Below are 20,636 nucleotides of genomic sequence, written 5' to 3'. Positions count from 1 at the left end.
TGATATCCTCCTAAACTTATACAATATGAAAAAAATGCTATTAAATAAAGCAATCCTTCTGGCCGCTGTTTGCGGGATTTGTTTTTCCTGTGTCACCGAACCTCAGATATCAGGAGAGCCAAAGAAGTGGCACAAAATCACTTTGACTTTCGACGGCCCAGAAAGTGACGAGATGGCTGACATCAACCCCTTTGCGGATTATCGTCTTGACGTTACTTTTTCACTTGGAGATAAAAGTTTGATAGTACCAGGATATTTTGCCGCAGACGGGCAGGCTGCTTACACTTCTGCCAAGTCAGGCAACAAGTGGCGCGTGCACTTTAGCCCTAATGCTACCGGCGAATGGAAGTACGAGGTTTCGTTCAGAAAAGGTAAAGACATTGCCATTAGCGATGAGGAAGGCGAAGGCGCTGGTTACATGGATGGCCAAACGGGAGTTTTGTTGGTGGGTAAATCTGATAAATCGGCTCCAGACCTTCGTGCAAAAGGTCGATTGACGTACGTAGGCGAGCATTATTTGCAATTTGCCGAATCAGGTGACTACTTCGTGAAAATGGGGGCTGACGCTCCAGAAAACATGTTGGCATACGACGAGATTGATGACACGCCAAATGTAGGAGACCGACTAAAAAAATGGACGGATCATGCACAAGACTATAATTCAGACGCTGATTCGTTTTTATGGGGGCCAAACAAAGAAAAAGGCAAGAATCTCCTAGGAGGCATCAATTATCTTCACGAAAAAGGGATGAATGTTTTTTCATTTCTAACATTCAACATAGATGGGGATGATCGTAATGTTTTTCCTCATTTGCTCAAGGTGGGCCTAGATGAATACGAAGAGTTTGCCAATGTAAAGAAGAATCCTAAATCATGGGAAACGAATGTCCTCCAAGATCGCTTTGATGTGTCCAAAATGGATCAGTGGGAGCAGATATTCTCTTATGGCGAAATGAAAGGCATGTACCTTCATTTCAAAACACAGGAAAATGAAAATGATCAAAAAATGGATGGCGGAGATCTCGGACGCACCAGAAAGCTTTATTATCGCCAGCTGATTGCCAGATATGCCCATCATCTCGCTCTCAATTGGAATATAGGCGAGGAGGAGACCAAAACCGTGGCACAGGTGAAAGAGCAAGCGACTTATTTTGCTCAAAATGATCCATATCAGAGCATTGCAGTAGTTCATACCTTCCCCAACGAGCACGAAAAGTACTATCAACCTTTGGTGGATGAAGCAACCGATGTTAAAGGGTTTTCAATACAGACCAACAAACCGGACTTTCATCGTGTGCATAGCGTCACCAGCAAGTGGGTGAAAGCCTCGGCGGCCAGTGGTCGCAAGCTGGTAGTAGCAGTAGATGAACCTGGAGATGCACGACACGCGCTGGTACCGGATAAAGACAACATTGATCATAACAATGCACGAATAAATGCGCTATGGGGTACGCTGATGGCAGGAGGAGCCGGACTAGAATGGTATTTCGGGTATCAACATGATCATTCTGATCTGACTTGTGAATCTTGGAGAAGTAGAGATGCATTTTGGGATCAATGCAAAGTGGCGCTCGACTTTTTTACTCAAAATGAATTGCCATTGACCGAGATGGTCAATATGAATGAAATGACGGCTGATACCACAGACTATGTGTATGCTAAAAATGGAGATACCTATCTGGTCTTCATCAAGGAGCCTGGGAAAATTGAAATGGAATTGCCAGATATCGGTTACAATGCCTCTTGGCTCAATCCCAAAACTGGCGAGCAAATCACCATTGATGGACAAACAGAAAATGAGAAGATCAACTTGGATAGCCCATTCGAGCTTGATGCTTTGTTATACTTGACTAAATAAGAAATGAGCGAAATTAGGAGATTTAGATGGGTTGTTATGGTTTGGTGCTTTGTGTTAGTAAGCTGTGCTGAGCAAAGTTCCGTGAAACCCAATTTTCTGGTGATTGTGGTGGATGATTTAGGAAAACACGACTTGGGAGTCACGGGCAGTCAATTTTACGAAACTCCCAATATAGACCACCTGGCTTCTGTCAGTACCCAATTTGAAAATGGTTATGCTACTTGTGCAGTTTGTAGTCCATCCAGAGCCAGTTTGCTTACAGGTAAATTTACCGCTACCCATGGCATCACAGATTGGATTGGTTCTCCATCTGGTACCGATTGGCGCAAGAAAAATCGTCATACCGTACTGTTGCCAGCGGAGTATGAGCATCGACTAGATCAAAATTATGTAACGCTACCAGAAGCGCTCAAAGACAACGGGTACAAAACCTTATTTGCAGGCAAGTGGCACGTTGGTAGTCATAAAGATCAGTCCTCACCCACAGATCATGGATTTGATATCAACATCGGTGGTACCCACAAGGGGTCTCCTCATGGTGGGTTTTTTGCTCCTTTTAATAATCCTGAGCTGGAAGAGAGACCGGATGAAAAGGGAATGAGTCTATCAATGCGGTTGGCCAATGAGACTTCAAAATTCATAGAGGATCACAAAGACAATAGTTTTCTGGCATATCTATCCTTTTATGCCGTTCATGCACCGATACAAACCACCGAAGAAAAATGGAATAAGTATCGTGACAAAGCTGAGGAGATGGGACTTGCCGAAAATGGATTTGAAATGGAGAGAGTATTGCCGATCCGGGTGCAACAAGATAATCCGGTCTATGCCGGACTGATCGAGCATGTGGATGATGCTATTGGTTCTGTTTTGTCTACTTTGGAGCGATTAGGCTTGGATGAAAATACTGTCGTGATTTTTACCTCGGACAATGGAGGGGTGGCCTCTGGAGATAATTTTTCAACATCCAACTTGCCTCTGAGAGGAGGCAAGGGATACCAATGGGAGGGAGGGCTGAAAGTGCCACTTTTCATTCATGTGCCCTGGATGGAAAATAGAGCTATGGACATGTCGCCAGCAACAGGAGCCGATTTGTACCCAACCATTCTTGACCTGGCAAATATTCCACTCAGACCAGATCAACATACCGACGGACAGAGTCTGCTTGCTGCCTTGAAAGGAGAGGAAATGCAAGTACGACCTTTATATTGGCACTATCCGCACTACGGCAATCAGGGGGGTGAACCGCACGCCATTATCAGGTTAGGAGATTGGAAGCTGATTCATTATTGGGAGGATGATCGAGACGAGCTTTACCATCTGTCTTCTGATCCAGGAGAGCAAAAAGACTTAGCCAATTCAGAATTTGAAAGAGTGAGCCAAATGCGTGCACAGCTTCTCTCTTGGCTGCAATCAAACCAGGCGAACTACCCCACCGTCGATCAAGAAAGAGACCCTGTCAAAACTGCTGAGGTATTGCAGAACCATATAAAAAGGAAAGACAGGTTGGAACAAGAAAGAAAGAAAATGTTGAGCCCCGACTGGAAACCAAATGATAACTGGTGGGGAAGTAAAGTTGGAGAATTTGAAGAATTAGCAAATAGTAAGAATGATTAGGAACAAATCAAATATTGGAGCAGTGAAAATGAATGTGTCAAGATTGATGGTGCTGCTGGTAGTGGTATTGGCAGGCTGTAGCAACCCTTCAATAACTGATGATCCCTCCCAAAAACAAACCTCTGAAATTGATGCAAAGGTACAGGAGCTTCTAGCTCAGATGACCCTGGAAGAAAAGGTAGCTCAGATGAGGATGTTTCATGCCCAGATTGGGGTCGAGCTAGATGAAAATGACAATTTGGTATTAAAGGACAAGGTCAAAGAAAAGCTTAAGCTTAGCATAGGAGGTATTAAAAACCCAGGAGAGCACCTAAGCCCCAAAAGAGCGGCCATCCTAAATAATAAACTGCAGAAGTACATTATCGAAAACAGCCGTTTGGGTATTCCAGGGTTCTTCGTTACAGAGTCCTATAATGGAGTGGATGCAGAAGGGTGTACGAGTTTTGGTCGGCCGATCAACATGGCTGCTACCTTCAATACTGAATTGGTGAAAGAAGTTTATGATGCAGTGGGCAGAGAGGCCAGACTAAGAGGGCTTCATCTTACCCATTCGCCTGAAGCGGATATAGTTCGTGATCCTCGTTTTGGTCGTATGAGTGAGGCTTTTAGCGAAGACACCTATCTGACCACTCAGATGATCATCAGCGCTGTGACTGGTATGCAAGGAGATTATGATGGATTAAGCTCGACTCATATTGGTGCGGTTACCAAGCACTTTGCTGGCTATGCACAGCTGGCTGGAGGTACCAATTTTGCCTCCATCGAAATATCTCCTCGTACATTGATCGACGAAATTTTCCCCCCATTCAAGGCAGCGGTAGAAGAGGCTAATTCTTTGGGTATTATGGCTTCTCATGGAGATATCAATGGAGTGGCCAGTCATGCCAATCCATGGCTGCTGACGGAGGTACTACGTGATCAGTGGGGCTTTGAAGGCTATGTGGTCTCGGATGCCAATGATGTGGGGCGTTTACACTATTTCATGAAGGTGGCAGAAACACCAGAGGATGCCGTGTTGCAAGGCCTGAAGGCAGGAGTAGATGTGGATTTATACGCTGAAGATGCCTACGCTTTGTTGCCAGAGATGGCCGAGAAGGATCCTGCGTTGATGAAATACATTGATCGATCTGCAGGAAGAGTGCTGCGCACTAAGTTTATTTTAGGACTATTTGACAACCCTTACATTGATGTTGAAAAAGTAAACGGAACGGTACGCTCAGAAGATCACTTAGAGTTGGCTAGAGCAACGGATAGAGAATCTATCATTTTGGTCAAAAACGAAGGTGTATTGCCATTCAATACAGATAAGAAAATGAAGGTAGCCTTGGTAGGGCCAGTCTTGGGGGAGCATGATCACGAGGATTTTGCAGATGCTTTTGGTGCTAATGTTCAAATCGTATCTGAAAAGGGGTTTGATTTGACCAACGGACTTGGTGGCATACCCATACTGACGCCCAAATCCGAGCAGCAGGCGGGCATCAAAAAAATCTTGAGCAAGGCAAAATCTGCAGACGTGATCTTGGCCGTAGTGGGAGGCGATGAGTTTACCGCCAAGGAAGGCTTTTTCAACAATGCCTTTGGTGATCGAGATAATATTGATCCAGCAGGTTTGCAAGATGAGCTTATATTAGAACTTAAAAAATTAGGTAAGCCTTTGGTCATAATCATGAAGCACCGTCGTACGCTCTCCGCCAATGTATTTGTGGAGGAAGCAGACGCCATGCTGGATTGTTGGGATCTGAGTGAGCAGGGCAATTATGCCATCGCAGAAGTGTTGTTTGGAAAAGTGAATCCTTCTGGAAAATCTCCAGTCACAGTGCCCAGATCCATTGGTCAAATTCCATTTCACTACAGCATGAAGGAGATCAATTACAAGAAGGGTTATCTCTTTGCTCAAAATACGCCACTTTATCCATTCGGATATGGTTTGAGTTACACCACTTTCGATTATTCTGACATTACCTTGTCGGATACTACCATGACTACAAATGGGAGCATCCAAGCAAGTGTAACCATCACCAACAGTGGAAATGTGAAAGGAAAGGAAGTTGTGCAGCTTTATCTGAAGGATCTCATAGGTACAGTAGTGCGTCCTATGCAAGAATTAAAAGGATTTGAAAAAATTGAGTTGGAGCCAGGCGAAAGCAAAGTAGTAACCTTTGATATCGCGCCAGACATGTTAGAATATACCGGTTTGGAAATGGAAACGAACCCTGGTAAAGGTGACTGGGAGCTTCGCATTGGTACCTCATCTGCTGATTTTAAGTCAGCCTCGTTTAGGCTCAAGTAGTACAATCATGAAATTAAAAACAGCTTATATAACCATTGTTGCAGTAGTGGTTTTCGGAAATTTTCCGAAAGCGCAACATGCTGATTTGACCAATGCCATTGTCGATGAAAATATGGTTTTTGAAGGCAAAGATGAGGTGATTTCCATTGAGGCGGAATTTTTCTATAAGCAAACCAAAACAGAGGTAAGGAAGTGGTATCGTTCTTCGAAGCTAGAAAATCCAATGGCTGGCAAGGATGGAGATTCGCCTCATGTGTTTGGGGCGAGCCACAATGCCTACCTTGAGATTTTGCCGGATACTCGAGTAACACATGATGATCCACTCCTAAAAGGGGAGAATTTTAGTGATAAACCTGGAGAGCTAGCTGTGCTTCATTACAAGGTGAAAGTTGATGTGCCAGGTAGGTACTATGTATGGGCCCAAGCCTTTAGTACAGGTAGTGAAGACAACGGGGTGCATATTGGAGCGGATGGAGAGTGGCCCAGCAGCGGAAGGCGCATTCAGTGGTGCGATGGAAAAAATCAATGGACCTGGAGCAATAAGCAGCGCACCAAAGAAGTACATTGTGGTATTCCTGATTCAGTCTACCTGGATATCTCAGCTCCTGGTGTACACGATATTCAGATCAGTATGCGAGAAGACGGTTTTGAATTAGATAAATTTATTTTAACTAATGATGTGGCCTACACCCCAAAAGGTATGGGGCCAAAAGTCGTTGCTTCTGGCTCACTTCCTGCAAAATTTCCTGAGGTAAAAAAGCCGATTTTGAAGAAGAACTACTTTAAGAAAGTAGCGGACGCATGGCCAGAAAATAAATCCATATCGGCACAGGAATTTCCTTCTGTAGGTACGGATTTCTATCGCCATGGAAAAAATTGGTTGGCTATAAACCCAACTACGCATAAAGAGGCAGTTACGAGTTTGCCTTTTCCTTTTGAAAGTGGAAAGTATGACGTAGTGTTTGTAGGTGTAGGTGAAAATGATGGTCGTTCGACTTTCAGGTTCTCGGTCAATAGTAAGGAAATTGGCAGCTTTCAACCAAAGGATACCAATAGCATGTTCGAAGAAGGAAAGGATATTAATGCCCTTTGGAAAGCAGTAGAGCTAAAAAAAGGAGATAAAATTACAGTGTTTGCGCAAGTAGGGACGGACGGCAAGGAGTTTTGTAGAGCCAGATGGGCTGGGAATGTATTTGCCCCTGTAGGCAAGGGCATGAAGATTCAGGACTTTCCATCCACTTTTGATCCAAACTAAAATTAGATAAACCATTTGGTAATGCAATTCAATCGACTTTTTTTCGCTGTTTTAGTAATCAATTTGGGATGGGCTCCAGTAGCAGTGGCGCAGGTGATCAACCCACCGGCAGGCCGAATAGCAGTGGTAGCAGATGGAAATTCACCTGACCCGGACGACCTCGGGGGAACTGCGGTATCTCTTGCGCTTTTGCAATCGGCAGGTTTGGCAGATCGGTTGGTTCATTACTCACATAGTTGTGATATTGTCAAAAGCAATCGGATATCGGCGGAAGCTGAGAAAGAGCGACATGAAATGATGGCATTGACATGCATTGGTACCGCACGAAGATGGGGCGGTTTTGAGCATATCAATTTCCTTGATGTGAAATGGGAGTTGGATAAGGCTATCACGGATTTGGCCCAAGCGATCAATGCTTCTAGTGCTGACGACCCACTTTGGATAGTAGAGGCAGGTGAGCCCGACCTGATCGGTTTTGCCCTGGATGCTTCCCTCCAGGAAAAACATCAATTTGTCAAGGTGATTACTCACCATCCAGCCAACGACCAAACTGGTGATTTTTATGAATGGGAAAAAATTTTGACCTATGATATAGAGGAAGTACGTATCCCTGATCAGAACTTACTGTTAAAAGTAGATGAAGAACATTGGGATTGGGCAAAAAACCATCCAGATGATCGAATTCAGTGGATTTGGCTCATGGGCAAAATGGCGGAAATAGACAACATCGTGAAGTTTCAGAAAGGCAAGTGGGACTGCTCCGATGCAGGTATGATCTACTACTGGATCACGGGTGCCAATGTAAATGGCGGAGAAATTCAATCTGCCGTCTATGGTATAAAAAAAATGTTGTTGGAGTTTGTGGAGAAGTAAAACTATTCTTTTTTAAATGTAAAGAACTACTTATGGATACAGACCGATCGTAAAAATTAAAGGAGATGAGACCAATGAAAAGAATATCCTTGGCATAAGGAGGAGAGGCATTTTGTACCAATAATAGGCGAATTGTGAAACCTAAATTTTTGGAGAAAGAATTCACTTCTTGAAAATAACAAGCCAATTCATCATGAAAACATCGTGATAAGTTTGGTGTCATAGACGAGATTTTCTCTAGGCCAAATTATTCTGTAACCTGATTGCTGGCCAAGGAATGGCTGACAAATAGGGCAAGCAAGCTTCTGCTCTCATACCAATAGTATTGCAATGACGGGTCTTAACTAGACAGCATTGATTTCAGATTTAATCTTCCGAGGTTAAATAAATTTTTGAAGAGTTTAAATTAACTAGATAGATTTCAGAGAGCGGTTAATGAGTGCATTTATGTTTTTACATAAAGAACGTTATAAAGGCCTAAAATACTTTTTTGTGGTCTTTTTCTTTTCGTCTCTGAATTTGTGGGCACAATCCTATGAATTTGAAACCTTTTCAAAAAAAGATGGATTATCTGACAACAATGTAAACTGCATATATCAAGACTATCAGGGTTTTATGTGGTTCGGTACCGACGAAGGTTTAAACCGTTTTGATGGGTATGAGTTTAAAAAGTATAGGCACAAAGTTGAAGATGCTGGTAGCCTTACAAGTAATATCATCCAATCAATTACTCAGGATCAAAATCAAGATTTCTGGATTGGAACAGCGGACGGAGGGTTGAACCTCCTTCAAAATGCTAATGATGAAATTCTCTCTCCTCAAGTTTTTGGGGTTGAGTCAAGTACCCTTGATCAGGAGAGTGTGAATCAAGTAGCCATGATGAATGGTTTCGCTATGGTTCTAACTAAAGAAGAGCTGTTCTTTTTCAAAAAGAAAGAAAATACATATCAGCATGTAAAAGTTAATGAACTTCCCTCTCTAAAAACAGGTTCTTTGTATACAAATTGTTATCAGGAAGTAGGTGAGAAAACCTACCTTATAGGAACTAAACAGGGACTCAAAAAACTATGTTGGGATTTTGAAAATGAACAACTTAAGGCCTCTATCTCCAATGTTTTGGATAGTTTGAACATTTACAGAATAGTTCCTTTTCGCAAGGGCCATTTGATTTATTGCCTTCATGATTCGCTTTACTACGCAAATGAGGAATTGTTCTTTGAGCCAATTGTCAAAAAGCAGATCAATTGCTTAACCGTTGAAGACGATGAACACGTTTGGGTAGGTACGGACATGGGGCTTGAATATTTAACGTTTGAAAACGATACCTCTCTTTCGATAGCTTCTATCGTGAGTCATGAAATGAGTACTACAGAAAACGTCTTGGGAGGCATTTCAATCAATACAATTTTCGAGGACAGAACAGGAATGCTATGGTTGGGTACGAATGAGGGTGTTACTAAAGTATTTGAACGCCCTAAAAAGTTTGATACTTTCTACGAGAATCATCAAAATGACAAGAACACTAGAAATCGAGTCAATTGCTTCCTAGAAGACTCTGAGGCAAAGCTTTGGGTCGGTACATCGGAAGGCACACTCTTTTATCATATAGGTAAAGATTATACGGCGAACGAAGGCAGTTTTGAGGTTTTGAACCTCGGCAAACCATACGGCATAAGATCATTGAGCGAAGTGAAACTCAGTGGAGAGTCATACATAATTGTAGCGAACGATTACTCGACTAAAGTACAGATATTGGACCTTAAAGGTAATCAGATCAAAAAAGGTCGATTAAGAGAATTATTTAACACAGTGAGGCGTCCGATCAATGCACTAGTATCTGATGAAAAATATATATGGGTTGGAACAAAAGAAGGAGGCTTGTACCGCTACAGTCTTGTTGACAATGGCGTCAAACATTTTTTGGTCAGTGATACATCGAATTTATGCTCTAATCTGATCAATTCACTTTTTATTAGTTCTGAATCAGATCTTTATATTGGTACGAATAGAGGTCTTAACATCCTGCCCTCTAATGAGCAGCATAAGTCAAACCCTACTTTTCAAAGATTTACCCATTTGCCTGGTGACAAAGGTAGTCTTAGTTACAATCACATCACCGCTATACTCCAAGACTCAAATCAGAAAATTTGTATTGGGACGCTGGGCGGAGGACTGAACCAATTCGATGTAGATAAAAATACATTTTCATGTTTGACCACAAGTGATGGTCTGGTAAGTGACTGCATCAAAGGTGTTGTTTTGGATAGTCAACAGCAATTATGGCTTTCATCTAGTAATGGCTTAAGCTCTTACAACCAAAACACAAATCAAATCACTAATTTCAGCACCTACGATGGGTTGCAAGATTCTGATTTTAGCCAAGGAGCATGTATAACGCGAAAAAATGGAGAGATTCTTTTTGGAGGAAAGTATGGGGTCAATTTTTTCTACCCACAGTCCTTGGAAAAGGACAGTACCGAGGCTGAATTGGTACTGACAGCATTGTATTTGGTAAGTCCTGTAAAAAATGAAGATATTTATTTCACTAGTGCTAAACTCCTGAAGTATGTGAACGACTCTACCAAAATCCAGTTTGACCATACTGAGCAAAGTTTTACCGTACATTTTTCATCACTGAATTACGATACACCTGCAAAAATTGAATACAAATACCGTTTAGTAGGATTTGAAAAGGAGTGGAATAGCACGAGTCATCTATCACGTTTTGCCAAATATACAAACCTTCACCCTGGAGAGTATATCATTGAAGTAACAGCGACCAATAGTGATGGCGTCTGGATGGAAAAACCCTTGCAATTGAATATTGAAATTGCAAAAGCCTGGTATCAGAATAATGTAGCGATTGCTGCCTATATGTTGATTGTATTGATGGCTACTCTCTTTTTTACTCGATATTCTTTCATTCGCAACAAGGTCAAAAGAGACCTGATGATGGAGCATATCGAAAAAGAAAAGACGGAACTGCTTACACAGTATAAACTAAGTTTTTTTACCAATGTGTCCCATGAGTTGCGAACCCCGATTACAATTATCAAGAGTTATTTCGAAAGCATAGCACCTAATTGGCGAACCATGCCTTTAGATAAGGTCAACAAGGAATTGTCGATCATCAGTCGAAATGTAAACACACTGAATCATTTGATTAATCAATTGCTGGATTTCAGAAAGCTTGAGCAAGATAAGATGGAACTTCTTATTGAGTATAAGGACATTGTTCCATTGATTGAATCAAGAGTCGCTTCCTTTCAGATTCTGGCTAAGAACAAGAACGTTGATCTGCATTTTAGAAGTGAAGCAAATTCAATAGAATTTTACTTCGATGAAGATAAAATGGAGAAAATCATCAATAACTTATTATCAAATGCGGTCAAATACAGCATAGATGGAGGTAATGTAAATGTAAGGCTAAAGGAAATAAACAACGACATAGCAATAGAAGTCGAGGATAATGGTGTGGGTATTTCTGAGGATGTTCAAAACACAATTTTTGAACGTTTTTCTAGGGCAAGTATGGCTACTAAAATCACACAGAGTACTGGTATAGGATTAAACCTAACCAAAGGCTTGGTAGAGCTTCATGGGGGGCGGATAGAATTAGCCAGTAAAAAAGGAGAAGGTTCAATTTTTTTTCTTTTCTTTCCAAAAGACGCGAATCACTTAGATCATCCTATGTATCGTTTCGAAGCAAAACCAATTGAGGTTTTTGATCAGGTTGAACAAGATGGACTATTGGAAGGAGAATTAAACACTTCTTCATATAGCAACCGAACCATCTTGATAGTAGAAGATAATGAGGATTTGTTGTCTTTTTTATCAGATAAATTACGCGATCATTTTAACGTCCTTAGCGCAAAAAATGGACAAATTGGTCTTAAGAGTTGCATTGAAAATAATCCTGATTTAGTTATCAGCGATATTATGATGCCCGAAATGAATGGGTATGAGTTGTGCAATGCGATAAAGAACGATGATCGAGTTTGTCATATCCCCATTGTTTTGCTGACTGCCAAAACAAACCATGAATCAGAACTTCATGGATTTAAACTAGGTGCCGATGCCTATGTGGGAAAACCCTTCGATTTTGAAATCATTGTTGCTCGGATAGTTTCGATATTCTACTCAAGACAACAACTATGGAAGAGAATTGCCGATAATCCGTTCTTTAAGCCTGATGAAATTGACTTGAACACACGAGACGAACAGTTTATGCGCCAAATCAACAATACCATCGAAGAGTATATGGCAAGTCCGGAATTCTCTGTAGAAATGCTAGCCCGACAAGTCGATATTTCGAAAAATAACTTGAATACTAAGATTAAAGCGCTGACAGGAAAGACAAGCGTCCAATTTATTCGCTTGCTAAGATTACATCGCGCGGCAATGTTACTCAAAGCAAAAGATAGTCGTGTTTCTCAAGTTACCTATCAAGTAGGGTATACAGACTTACAGCATTTTAGAGATCATTTCAAAAAAGAATTTTCAGTCACCCCTTCTGAATTCAAAGAGCAACAAGGATCTAAATTGAAATAATTATTCTGCTATCTCCAATAGATCCTTTTTTTAACGTGTTGAAATAGAGGTTTTTATGTAAAAACCATTGTATTGTTTTTTTTTTGCCATGGGTGATTTCATCTTGGCAATTCTACTTTTAGCAGCTGAGTAGATGCAGGTTATTCCGAATAATGTCCTTCCAATATGAAGACTTATTCTAGCGAAGAGTCCTGTGATTTATAAAGAACTAATGCATGATAATCCATAGAAAGCTTCAAATACTATTGTTGGTTTTAATCATTGCCTTGCCTGCCATTGGCGCGCGTACTGATTCGTTTTATTCTTCCAAAGAAGAGATAGTTGGAGATTCGATCGCTCAAGATTTTGGAACAGTAAAAATCAAAGGTGAACATAAAAAAACAAGGCTTAAAATAACTTTCTCAATTGGAGGGCCATTAGCCAGAGAAACAGACACTCATCCAAACCTTTTTTTGGATTATTTGATTTCAGTTTCATTCAGTAATGGAGAGGATACTATCACATTGCCGGGTTTCTTCGCTGCGTATGGAGAGAGGTCTAACACCAGTGCAAACCCGCTCAGGTCATTCAAAGAAGATAGCCAGGCCGCCAATGGAGGTGAATCCACCCCAGTTGCCAATATTTATGACGTGTCGATTGGTCAAATGACCTATTATGTTCAGATTAATAATACTGGTATATACGATTTTGATTGGAGAGTGGCTATTAACCAGGAAGATTCTCGATCTGAGCATACTGAGGCCTGGCTAAAAATTGGAGGAGTCAAACACTTTTATGGAGTCAATGAGGAGGGGCATAAGTTGAAACCGAGACCCTATTGTGAAGGAGGGACGGAATTGGAATGTCCAAATAAGGAAGAAGGTCTTGTTGGGTATTTAAAAATTTATAGAGGGATGGTCAGAAACTTCTATTGGCAATCTTGTACAAGTGATGTCTGGCATCATAAAATTGAGATAGAAGTGGATCAACCGGGTATTATCACTATCTATTTATTAGGACGATCCTTTTATCAATCCATTGATCGAATAGTACTTTATAAAAATGATAAAATATCTTCTGAATCGGCCAAGGATATGTCAAATGTCCCATCAGAAATTAACCATTCAACTTATAAACAAATATGATTTAAATGTAATACTTAAACTATCAATTTATGAAACGAAAGACTATACTTAATCAATTGAAAAACTCACTGCTATTCCTACTGTGTTTGGCGATGAGTGTTAATCTACAGGCGCAGGACGTCGGTACGATAAAGGGGAAAATTAAAGATTCCGACGGTCAATTCCTGCCAGGGGTGACAGTATTGGAAAAAGGGACAACCAATGGGACTATTACCGATCTAGATGGTACTTATACTATTAGCGCATCTCCAAATGCTATATTGGTATTCACTTTTGTGGGGATGACTACCCAAGAAGTACCCGTTGACAACCGATCAGTCCTGGATATTACGTTAGAGTCAGATATGATTGCACTTGATGAAATCGTAGTAGTAGGTTATGGAGAGCAAAAGAAGGAAAATCTAACAGGTTCAGTTAGTACCATTTCTGCTGATGAAATGACAACTCGACCTGTTACCAATCTTAGTGCTGGACTGTCTGGTATGGCCGCTGGTGTAAGTGTAGTTCAAAACAGTGGAGCTACAGCTGGCGGAGATGGAGCTACCATTCGTATTCGTGGAGTAGGTACAATGAATAATTCTAACCCGCTGGTGGTCGTAGATGGTGTGCCTTCTGAAGGCACATCTATCATGAATGATATTGATCCTAATGATATCGCGAATATTTCCATTTTGAAAGATGCTGCTTCGGCTTCTATTTATGGTTCGCGTGGTGCTAATGGCGTAATTCTGATTACCACCAAGCGAGGAGAGTCAGGTAAGCCACGCTTGACGTACAATGGCTACTATGGTGTGCAAAAAATTCCACGAATGATTGACTATGTCAGCGATTTTGCTGACTATATGGAACTGGCCAATTACATCAGACCAAACGAGCAGATCTTTTCAGCTGCTGAGATTCAAGAGTGGAGAGATAACCCTAACGATCCCCTCAATCATCCCAATGTGAACTGGTATGAAGAAGTGTATGGTGGCACGGCCCCTATCATGAACCATTCTTTAGGCTACAGCGGGGGAAATGAAAGGACGCAGTACCGTTTTTCATTGAGCTACTTGGATCAGGATGGTATTATAAGTGGCAATAGTCTACAGCGATATGGCGTGAGAACCAATTTGTCAACAGAAGTGGCCAAAGGTTTGAAAATTGGAGGAAACGTGTTTTTTAGATGGACGAACGAAAAACCAAATAATGTCAATACTTCTATTCAGTGGGTGCCTAATGTCCCTACTGTGCGTCACCCTGATGGAAGATGGGGCGGACCTCAAAGCGCATCTACCAGTGGTACTGACAATCCTTACGCTGAACTAGCCAATAGAGTCCACGAAGAGAACAATCGTAAAGTGATGGGAGACGTTTTTGCCGAGTGGGAAGTTATTTCTGGCCTGAAAGCAACTGCAAAGGTGTCTTTGAACTTCGGTAACAACGTTTCGAATCAGTTCTTCAAACGATATGACCTATGGGATTTTAATCGGGATATAGTGGTGGATCAGGTGGAATTAGGTACCGGTAGGAGAGGTATCGTAGAGCATAAACAGGATTACCTAGTGAATACCAACTTTTTGCTTGACTATAGCAAAAGTTTTGATAATCACAACTTCAACCTCTTGGGCGGATATGAAGGTCTGCAGTTTAGATCTGATCAACTCAAGGTAGAAAGAAGACAATTTCCTAACAATGAAGTAACAGGTTTAAATGCTGGGTTGGAGTTGAATGCTGGAAATGGAACTATCGCTGAGTGGTCTATGGAGTCGTATTTTGGTAGAATAAACTACGACTACAACGGCAAGTACCTTTTGGAAGCCAATCTTAGAGCAGATGGCTCTTCTCGGTTCAAAGAAGGAAATCGTTGGGGTTATTTCCCATCTTTTTCTGCTGGATGGAATTTGTCCGAAGAAGCTTTTATGAGTGGTATTAGATTTTTGGATCATTTGAAAGTAAGAGCTTCTTGGGGGCAACTGGGTAACAACAGAGTTGGTAACTATCCATACCAGCCTACCTATGGGTTGAATCAGAATTACTCATTTAATGGAGTAGTATCGTCAGGTATTGCACAAACGGCTCTTACAAATGAAGAAATTGTATGGGAGGAAACCACCACAACAGATTTTGGAATAGATGCGGCTTTCTTTGAAGGTAAATTGAGCTTGACGGCTGATTACTTTATACGAGATACTGAAGGTATTTTGACTGAACTGCCGATTCCTTACTTCTTAGGAAACAAAGATGAGCCTGTAGTTAACCTTGCTTCGATGAGAAATAAAGGATATGAGTTTGTGGTAGGCTATCGAGATGCGATCGGGGAACTGAAATATAATGTATCTGCAAACCTTACCATAATTGACAACGAAGTGACCGATTACTTTGCAGACATCAAAACGGGTGGTACACAAATAGGCTATGCATACGATTCGTATTTTGGTTACGAAGTAGAAGGAATCTTCAAAACTCAAGAGCAATTAGCCAATGCGGCCACTCACAGAGCCAATACCACATTGGGAGACCTTCATATAAAAGATCAAATTACTGAAGATACCGATGGTGATGGTGTTCCGGATGCTGCCAATGGTGTGATCGGTTCGGAAGATCAGGTCGTGATTGGAAACAAAATTCCTAAATATACCTATGGAGGTAATATTGGATTGAACTATAAAGGGTTTGATTTTAGTATGCTCATCCAAGGGATATCCAAACGCGATAGAAATACCTGGGATTGGTCTATTACACCGATGAACTGGGTGAATAAAGGAGTTATTCCTCAACGCTGGGTAGACGAAGAATGGTCAGCACAAAACCCTGACGGGACTTTGCCTAGGATGTCACCAGATACCAGAGATCTAAACATAGCTACTTCTGATTTTTGGGTGAAAGATGTTTCTTACCTCAGAGTAAAAAATATGCAATTGGGCTACGATTTTACCCATTCTCTACTGACGGACAAAAATATATCAAAGCTTAGAGTTTACGTGAGTGCGGATAACTTGTTCACTTTTACAAATGAAGAGTGGGGATTTGACCCGGAAACTACCAATGTTCGAAATTTCAACGTTCGTACGATCATCTTTGGTGTAAACGTTGGATTCTAGAATTTCACTGAACTCATATTGTACCGAATAAAAATATAATTATGAATCATATAAAGAATTTAATATTAATTCTAATTCTGTCAGCTACTACATTTTCATGTGGTGACGACTTCTTAGATAAGAATCCGAAAGATGAGCTGTCATCAGCGACTTTCTGGATCGATGAAAATGACGCAAATGCCGGACTAGTAGCCATTTACGATGCTTTGAATCCTCCTAAGCATGGCAATCCGTATCGTGGATGTGCATCTTGGGCTTCTATGGGGGTATTGGCTGATGTCACACCGATAGGTTTCGAACGTCAGTCTCACAGGCTGAGACCTGTGGGAGATGGCGTGCACACTGGTACCAACGAATATCTGGCAGTGTGCTGGAGACTTGGCTTTAGAGGTGTGGTAAGAGCCAATGATTTTCTTGCCAATATAGATGGGATTGAATTTTCAGGGGCGAATGTAGATCAAGTTAAAAATAGGATGAAAGGCGAAGCGAGATTCCTGCGTGCTATGTATTACTATTGGCTAATTGAGCTTTTTGGTGATGTGCCTTTGTTTACCGATGTGCCTACTGTAGAGGATGCTTCTACACCTCGATCGCCAGTGGCTGATGTAGTGGCTTTAATCAAAGATGACTTGTCATTTGCCGTAGCAAATTTACCTACTCGTGCAGATGCCGAGGTAGGAAGAGCTACAAGAGGTGCGGCTATGGCCTTACAGGTAAAAACGGCATTGTATGAAAAAGATTGGGCTACGGCTGCCACCGTTTCAGGTCAAATTATTAGCGATGGGGAATACAGCCTGTTGCCTAATTATGAGGATGTAATCAACATCAACAATGAGAACAATGAAGAAATAATCTTCAGCGTGCAACACGTGTTTATGAATGATGCCGAAGACGGTAGCTACGTAGAGAAGATGTATGCTCATGGGTCTGCTGCCGCCGGTGGCTGGTCTTTTATTCAACCAACGCTTTGGTTTGTTGATCAATTTGAGCGAATCATTCCTAACCCTCAGGAGGGTGTTGACTTTGTAAATGAAAGTCCGTTGAATTCTCTCGGAGAGCATTCTATTCCCAATGAGATTTACGAGTACTTTGAAGGAAGAGATCCTAGAATGGATCATACCATTATTCGACCTGGCGCTCGTTTCCTCGATCTTAATGATAATGATATTTTATATCCTCATGAATTTAGAGGGCCTAAGGATGCGCTTACAGGATTGAGAATGCGCAAGTATGTAGTGCCTGGTGCAGGAACTTCTGCAAGCTGGGACGGGCCACTCGATTATGTGATCTTTAGGTATGCAGATATATTACTTTGTCATGCTGAGGCTGTGGCTATGCGCGATGGTGTAGGTAGTGTTTCTCAGACTGTACTAGACAATACGATCAATGCTGTTAGAGCGAGAGCTTCTGCCTTGCTACCTGCATATACTGCCGGTAGTATTACCATGGACGATATCTATCGTGAGCGAATTGTTGAGCTTGGTTTTGAAGGATGGACTTACTTTGATATGAAGAGAAGCGGTCAGATAGAAATTCAAAATGGATATCAAGTTCAAGGACTAACCATCGCTACGGGAGATGAGGCTACTGTAGGTTTCAATCCTGATGGTATAGCCAATGTCAGAATCTTTGATCCAAGTATGCACTACGTTTGGCCTATTCCTTCTACCGAAATTGAGAGAAGCGGAAATGTGTTAACACAAAACCCTGGCTACCCGCAATAACTTTGAAATTAACTATATACCGGAATCAGTATATCTGATTCCGGTTTCTTTTTTCTGTTGGACTGCCAATTCATATTGGTACAAACCTTATTAATCACATTACGGAATTTTCAATGAAAATAAAATCGCTCTTAGTTATTGTAGCCATCTTCGCTACCTGCATTTTGCATACCAATGCACAATCAACATATACCAACCCAATAGTTGATGAAAGTATAATATTTGAAGAGAAACTGGGAATAGTGGCTGTGGAGGCCGAATTCTTCTATAGACAATCCAAGACCGATAAACGGGAGTGGTATCGGTCATCAAAAAATGAAAAACCGAATGCTGGACGCGACGAAGATACTTTGCACGTTTATGGCGCTAGCAACAATGCCTACTTAGAAATTTTACCAGATACAAGGGTAACACATGCAGATCCGCTAGTCAATGGCGAAAATTTTAACAACATCCCTGATAGCATGCCCACAGTACACTATAAGGTTAAGTTTACCAATCCAGGGCGGTACTACGTTTGGGCAAGGGCTTATAGCACTGGAGGAGAGGACAATGGAGTTCACGTAGGGCTGAACTATAAGTGGCCAGAAAGTGGTCAGCGAATTCAGTGGTGTGATGGCAAAAACGAATGGACCTGGAGCAGCAAGCAACGCACCGACGAAGTTCACTGCGGCATCCCCTATGCCATTTATTTGGACATCTTAAAACCTGGTATTCACGATATTCAATTTAGTATGAGAGAGGATGGCTTTGAGTTTGACAAATTTATCCTGACCAAAGACAGGTATTATAAACCTGAAGGTACTGGCCCAAAAGTAGTGGCCAATGCGGCATTGCCCGATGCTTATCCAGCTGTGCCAGCACCCAAGATTGAAAAGACCTATTTTGAAAAACTGGCTCAATCAATACCAAAGACCAAGTGGATAGCAGCTCAGCAGTTTCCATCGCTAGGTACAAATTATTATGAGCACGGAAAAAACTGGATGGCAATCAATCCCGAAGAGTATAAAGAAGCCATTACCAGTACTTCCTTCGATTATGAAAGCGGAAAATATGATTTGGTTTTCGTAGCTGTTGGTGAAAATGACGGCAGCTCTACCTTTCGCATATCTATCAATGGTAAAGAGTTGGGTGAGTATTCTCCAAAAATATCTGAAAACATGTTTGAAATGGGTAAGAATTCTAATGCCCTATGGAAAGGGGTATCCATGACTAAAGGAGATAAGATAACTGTATGGGCCAAAGTGGGAACCGATGGACAGGAGTTTACGCGTGGACGCTGGGCTGGTATCATATTTACGCCAGTAGGCAAAGGTCAGAAAATTCAAAATACTTCACTTTCATACGTCCAAAACAAATAACAAAATGCTAAAATATATTCTTGTGTTCTGTACGCTGCTTGTTGTTTCATCGTTAGTAGCCGCTCCCAAAATTAATCCGCCAGCAGGCCGCATTGCCATAGTGGCTGATGGCAACTCGCCGGATCCTGACGATTTGGGAGGGACGGCAGTATCACTAGCGCTATTACGTGCAGCAGGTCTTGAAGATCGATTGGTTCATTATTCACATAGTTGCGATATCATCCCGGTCAAACGAATTTCAAAGTCAGCCGAAAAGGAAAGACATGAAATGATGGCCTTGTCTTGTGTAGGTACCGCCCGCAGATGGGGAGGTTTTGATCATATCGGTTTTATCGATGCTAAAAAGAATTTGGACATAGCCATTGCGGATTTAGCCAAGGCTATAAATGCCTCTTCTGCTGATGACCCGCTGTGGATTATCGAATCAGGTGAGCCTGATTTGATTGGACTAGCATTAGATGCTTCTTCAAAAGAAAAGCACCAGTTTGTGAAAGTGATTACGCATCATCCTGTCAACGATAACACAGGAGAATTTTATGAATGGGAGGAGATTTTAGAATTCGACGTAGAGGAAGTGCGTATTCCAGATCAAAACATATTGTTGAAAGTAGATGAAGAGCGCTGGGATTGGGCCAAGAATCATCCTGATCATCGAATTAAATGGGTTTGGCTGATGGGCAAAATGGCTGAGGTTGATGATGTAGTTCAATTTCAGAAAGGAAAATGGGACTGCTCTGATGCTGGCATGGTGTACTACTGGATTACGGGAGCCAATATCAATGGTGGGGAAATTCAACCCGCTGTGTATGACGTAAGGAAATTATTGCTCGACTATGCAGAAAGTAAAAGCATTGATGCTTTGTGATTGAATTAAAATATTGTGACTTCATATTAAAAATT

General features: G+C 41.5%; 11 protein-coding genes. All 11 read left to right on the top strand.

Going from position 1 to position 20,636, the window contains the following annotated elements:
- Window positions 1-25 precede the first annotated feature (25 nt).
- The 11 genes from N7U62_RS08385 to N7U62_RS08335 all read left to right on the top strand — a co-directional run bounded on the left by N7U62_RS08385 (window position 26) and on the right by N7U62_RS08335 (window position 20,601).
- On the top strand, window positions 26-1,858 hold the full coding sequence (locus N7U62_RS08385; RefSeq protein ID WP_264137493.1) for a DUF5060 domain-containing protein: 1,833 nt from the start codon (window positions 26-28) through the stop codon (window positions 1,856-1,858).
- 3 nt (window positions 1,859-1,861) lie between these two features.
- Window positions 1,862-3,475: a sulfatase gene (locus tag N7U62_RS08380; protein WP_264137492.1), complete on the top strand. Its 1,614-nt coding sequence runs from the start codon at window positions 1,862-1,864 to the stop codon at window positions 3,473-3,475.
- On the top strand, window positions 3,468-5,765 hold the full coding sequence (locus tag N7U62_RS08375) for a glycoside hydrolase family 3 N-terminal domain-containing protein (RefSeq protein ID WP_264137491.1): 2,298 nt from the start codon (window positions 3,468-3,470) through the stop codon (window positions 5,763-5,765). Before N7U62_RS08380 ends, N7U62_RS08375 begins: the two co-directional genes overlap by 8 nt.
- 7 nt (window positions 5,766-5,772) lie before the next feature.
- On the top strand, window positions 5,773-7,020 hold the full coding sequence (locus N7U62_RS08370) for a hypothetical protein (protein ID WP_264137490.1): 1,248 nt from the start codon (window positions 5,773-5,775) through the stop codon (window positions 7,018-7,020).
- Window positions 7,021-7,041: 21 nt separating this feature from the next.
- Entirely contained in the window at window positions 7,042-7,893 is an 852-nt protein-coding gene (locus N7U62_RS08365; protein WP_264137489.1) for a hypothetical protein, read from the top strand.
- 447 nt (window positions 7,894-8,340) lie between these two features.
- Window positions 8,341-12,444 carry a hybrid sensor histidine kinase/response regulator transcription factor gene (locus tag N7U62_RS08360; protein WP_264137488.1) on the top strand — a complete coding sequence of 1,368 codons (4,104 nt, stop codon included), beginning with the start codon at window positions 8,341-8,343 and terminating at the stop codon, window positions 12,442-12,444.
- Window positions 12,445-12,659: 215 nt separating this feature from the next.
- Window positions 12,660-13,568: a hypothetical protein gene (locus tag N7U62_RS08355; RefSeq protein WP_264137487.1), complete on the top strand. Its 909-nt coding sequence runs from the start codon at window positions 12,660-12,662 to the stop codon at window positions 13,566-13,568.
- A gap of 29 nt (window positions 13,569-13,597) precedes the next feature.
- Entirely contained in the window at window positions 13,598-16,651 is a 3,054-nt protein-coding gene (locus tag N7U62_RS08350; RefSeq protein ID WP_264137486.1) for a SusC/RagA family TonB-linked outer membrane protein, read from the top strand.
- A 41-nt stretch (window positions 16,652-16,692) separates the two neighbouring features.
- A complete protein-coding gene (locus N7U62_RS08345) occupies window positions 16,693-18,375 on the top strand; it encodes a RagB/SusD family nutrient uptake outer membrane protein (RefSeq protein ID WP_264137485.1) in 1,683 nt (560 codons plus the stop codon).
- Between the two features lie 113 nt (window positions 18,376-18,488).
- Window positions 18,489-19,736: a hypothetical protein gene (locus N7U62_RS08340; RefSeq protein WP_264137484.1), complete on the top strand. Its 1,248-nt coding sequence runs from the start codon at window positions 18,489-18,491 to the stop codon at window positions 19,734-19,736.
- A gap of 4 nt (window positions 19,737-19,740) precedes the next feature.
- Complete coding sequence (locus tag N7U62_RS08335; protein ID WP_264137483.1) at window positions 19,741-20,601, top strand: hypothetical protein; 861 nt, start codon at window positions 19,741-19,743, stop codon at window positions 20,599-20,601.
- The last annotated feature ends 35 nt before the right edge of the window (window positions 20,602-20,636 follow it).

Source organism: Reichenbachiella ulvae, assembly GCF_025833875.1.
In the GTDB taxonomy this organism is placed as follows: Bacteria; Bacteroidota; Bacteroidia; order Cytophagales; family Cyclobacteriaceae; genus Reichenbachiella; species Reichenbachiella ulvae.
The sequence above is the reverse complement of the archived record's forward strand: the minus strand, read 5'-3'. Positions and strand labels throughout refer to the sequence as shown.

Bases quoted from the DNA above. Each gene is read 5' to 3' on its own strand.
- N7U62_RS08365 (WP_264137489.1), top strand. From the start codon at position 7,042: ATGCAATTCAATCGACTTTTTTTCGCTGTTTTAGTAATCAATTTGGGA.
- N7U62_RS08380 (WP_264137492.1), top strand. From the start codon at position 1,862: ATGAGCGAAATTAGGAGATTTAGATGGGTTGTTATGGTTTGGTGCTTT.
- N7U62_RS08350 (WP_264137486.1), top strand. From the start codon at position 13,598: ATGAAACGAAAGACTATACTTAATCAATTGAAAAACTCACTGCTATTC.
- N7U62_RS08335 (WP_264137483.1), top strand. From the start codon at position 19,741: ATGCTAAAATATATTCTTGTGTTCTGTACGCTGCTTGTTGTTTCATCG.
- N7U62_RS08385 (WP_264137493.1), top strand. From the start codon at position 26: ATGAAAAAAATGCTATTAAATAAAGCAATCCTTCTGGCCGCTGTTTGC.
- N7U62_RS08355 (WP_264137487.1), top strand. From the start codon at position 12,660: ATGATAATCCATAGAAAGCTTCAAATACTATTGTTGGTTTTAATCATT.
- N7U62_RS08360 (WP_264137488.1), top strand. From the start codon at position 8,341: ATGTTTTTACATAAAGAACGTTATAAAGGCCTAAAATACTTTTTTGTG.
- N7U62_RS08375 (WP_264137491.1), top strand. From the start codon at position 3,468: ATGATTAGGAACAAATCAAATATTGGAGCAGTGAAAATGAATGTGTCA.
- N7U62_RS08345 (WP_264137485.1), top strand. From the start codon at position 16,693: ATGAATCATATAAAGAATTTAATATTAATTCTAATTCTGTCAGCTACT.
- N7U62_RS08340 (WP_264137484.1), top strand. From the start codon at position 18,489: ATGAAAATAAAATCGCTCTTAGTTATTGTAGCCATCTTCGCTACCTGC.
- N7U62_RS08370 (WP_264137490.1), top strand. From the start codon at position 5,773: ATGAAATTAAAAACAGCTTATATAACCATTGTTGCAGTAGTGGTTTTC.